Source organism: Xenorhabdus indica (assembly GCF_014467235.1).
GTDB lineage: Bacteria > Pseudomonadota > Gammaproteobacteria > Enterobacterales > Enterobacteriaceae > Xenorhabdus > Xenorhabdus indica.
Map to the genome: position 1 here is coordinate 20,245 of NZ_NKHP01000035.1, position 3,202 is coordinate 23,446.

Annotated in this window: 1 rRNA gene; it reads right to left on the reverse strand. The window is 53.8% G+C overall.

Features of this window, described 5'->3' with window-relative positions:
* Positions 1-172: 172 nt before the first annotated feature.
* Positions 173-3,080 (reverse strand): 23S ribosomal RNA (locus Xind_RS25475).
* Positions 3,081-3,202 lie beyond the last annotated feature (122 nt).

Consider the following 3,202-nt stretch of genomic DNA (forward strand, 5'->3'; position numbering starts at 1 on the left):
ACGGCGTTTCACTGCTGAGTTCGGCATGGGGTCAGGTGGGACCACCGCGCTATTGCCGCCAGACAAATCCTGTTTTCAATCCCGAACAAGCTGCCGGACTGGCCCAGGCCACTCCCGTCTCTGAAACTTTTCGTCTTTCTCTCCAACGCCCCCAAAACCCCTTCGGTGTTGTCAGGTTAAGCCGCACGGTACATTAGTACTGGTTAGCTCAACGTCTCGCCACGCTTACACACCCAGCCTATCCACGTCCTCGTCTCGAACGCTCCTTCAGTATCCTCTGGGGATAAGGGAAGACTCATCTCAAGGCAAGTTTCCCGCTTAGATGCTTTCAGCGGTTATCTCTTCCGCACTTAGCTACCGGGCAGTGCCATTGGCATGACAACCCGAACACCAGTGGTGCGTCCACTCCGGTCCTCTCGTACTAGGAGCAGCCCCTTTCAATCTTCCAGCGCCCACGGCAGATAGGGACCGAACTGTCTCACGACGTTCTAAACCCAGCTCGCGTACCACTTTAAATGGCGAACAGCCATACCCTTGGGACCTACTTCAGCCCCAGGATGTGATGAGCCGACATCGAGGTGCCAAACACCGCCGTCGATATGAACTCTTGGGCGGTATCAGCCTGTTATCCCCGGAGTACCTTTTATCCGTTGAGCGATGGCCCTTCCATGCAGAACCACCGGATCACTAAGACCTACTTTCGTACCTGCTCGCGCCGTCACGCTCGCAGTCAAGCCAGCTTATGCCTTTGCACTAACCTCACGATGTCCGACCGTGATTAGCTGACCTTCGTGCTCCTCCGTTACGCTTTGGGAGGAGACCGCCCCAGTCAAACTACCCACCAGACACTGTCCGCAACCCGGATAACGGGCTTACGTTAGAACATCAAACATTCAAGGGTGGTATTTCAAGGATGGCTCCATGCAGACTGGCGTCCACACTTCCAGGCCTCCCACCTATCCTACACATCAAGGCTCAAGGTTCAGTGTCAAGCTATAGTAAAGGTTCACGGGGTCTTTCCGTCTTGCCGCGGGTACACTGCATCTTCACAGCGAGTTCAATTTCACTGAGTCTCGGGTGGAGACAGCCTGGCCATCATTACGCCATTCGTGCAGGTCGGAACTTACCCGACAAGGAATTTCGCTACCTTAGGACCGTTATAGTTACGGCCGCCGTTTACTGGGGCTTCGATCAAGAGCTTCTCCCTAAGGATAACCCCATCAATTAACCTTCCAGCACCGGGCAGGCGTCACACCGTATACGTCCACTTTCGTGTTTGCACAGTGCTGTGTTTTTATTAAACAGTTGCAGCCAGCTGGTCTCTGCGACTGGCCTCGGCTCCGAAAGCAAGTTTCTTCACCTGACGCCAGCGTGCCTTCTCCCGAAGTTACGGCACCATTTTGCCTAGTTCCTTCACCCGAGTTCTCTCAAGCGCCTGAGTATTCTCTACCTGACCACCTGTGTCGGTTTGGGGTACGATTTCATGTTACCTGATGCTTAGAGGCTTTTCCTGGAAGCCGGGCATCTGTCACTTCAGCACCGCAGTGCCTCGTCATCACGCCTCAGTGTTATCAGGGCTCCGGATTTACCAGGAACCCCCACCTACACGCTTAAACCGGGACGACCGTCGCCCGGATGACATAGCCTTCTCCGTCCCCCCTTCGCAGTAACACCAAGTACAGGAATATTAACCTGTTGCCCATCGACTACGCTTTTCAGCCTCGCCTTAGGGGTCGACTCACCCTGCCCCGATTAACGTTGGACAGGAACCCTTGGTCTTCCGGCGTGCGGGTTTTTCACCCGCATTATCGTTACTTATGTCAGCATTCGCACTTCTGATACCTCCAGCCAACCTCACAGTTCACCTTCAACGGCTTACAGAACGCTCCCCTACCCAGCAACACATTCGTGTCGCTGCCGCAGCTTCGGTGCCTGGTTTAGCCCCGTTACATCTTCCGCGCAGGCCGACTCGACCAGTGAGCTATTACGCTTTCTTTAAATGATGGCTGCTTCTAAGCCAACATCCTGGCTGTCTGAGCCTTCCCACTTCGTTTCCCACTTAACCAGAACTTGGGGACCTTAGCTGGCGGTCTGGGTTGTTTCCCTCTTCACGACGGACGTTAGCACCCGCCGTGTGTCTCCCGTGATAACATTCTTCGGTATTCGCAGTTTGCATCGGGTTGGTAAGTCGGGATGACCCCCTAGCCGAAACAGTGCTCTACCCCCGAAGATGAGTTCACGAGGCGCTACCTAAATAGCTTTCGGGGAGAACCAGCTATCTCCCGGTTTGATTGGCCTTTCACCCCCAGCCACAAGTCATCCGCTAATTTTTCAACATTAGTCGGTTCGGTCCTCCAGTTAGTGTTACCCAACCTTCAACCTGCCCATGGCTAGATCACCGGGTTTCGGGTCTATACCCTGCAACTTAACGCCCCGTTAAGACTCGGTTTCCCTGCGGCTCCCCTATACGGTTAACCTTGCTACAGAATATAAGTCGCTGACCCATTATACAAAAGGTACGCAGTCACACCCCAAAGGGTGCTCCCACTGCTTGTACGTACACGGTTTCAGGTTCTCTTTCACTCCCCTCGCCGGGGTTCTTTTCGCCTTTCCCTCACGGTACTGGTTCACTATCGGTCAGTCAGGAGTATTTAGCCTTGGAGGATGGTCCCCCCATGTTCAGACAGGATACCACGTGTCCCGCCCTACTCATCGAACTCCCACCTTATGCATCTTCGTGTACGGGACTGTCACCCTTTACTGTGCGCCTTTCCAGACGCTTCCACTGACACACAAGCTGTTGCTGGTTCTGGGCTCCTCCCCGTTCGCTCGCCGCTACTGGGGGAATCTCGGTTGATTTCTTTTCCTCGGGGTACTGAGATGTTTCAGTTCCCCCGGTTCGCCTCGTTTGACTATGAATTCATCAAACGATAGTGCAACGGATTGCACTGGGTTTCCCCATTCGGACATCGCCGGCTATAACGGTTCATATCACCTTACCGGCGCTTATCGCAGATTAGCACGTCCTTCATCGCCTCTGACTGCCTAGGCATCCACCGTGTACGCTTAGTCGCTTAACCTCACAACCCGAAGGGGTCTTCGGACTGGGGTTGTTGAGAGACTCTTCAATGACCGCTTTCACTCAGAAAGCCGTGTCACTGAATGTTTCAATTTTTCAGCTTGTTCCAGATTGTTAAAGAGC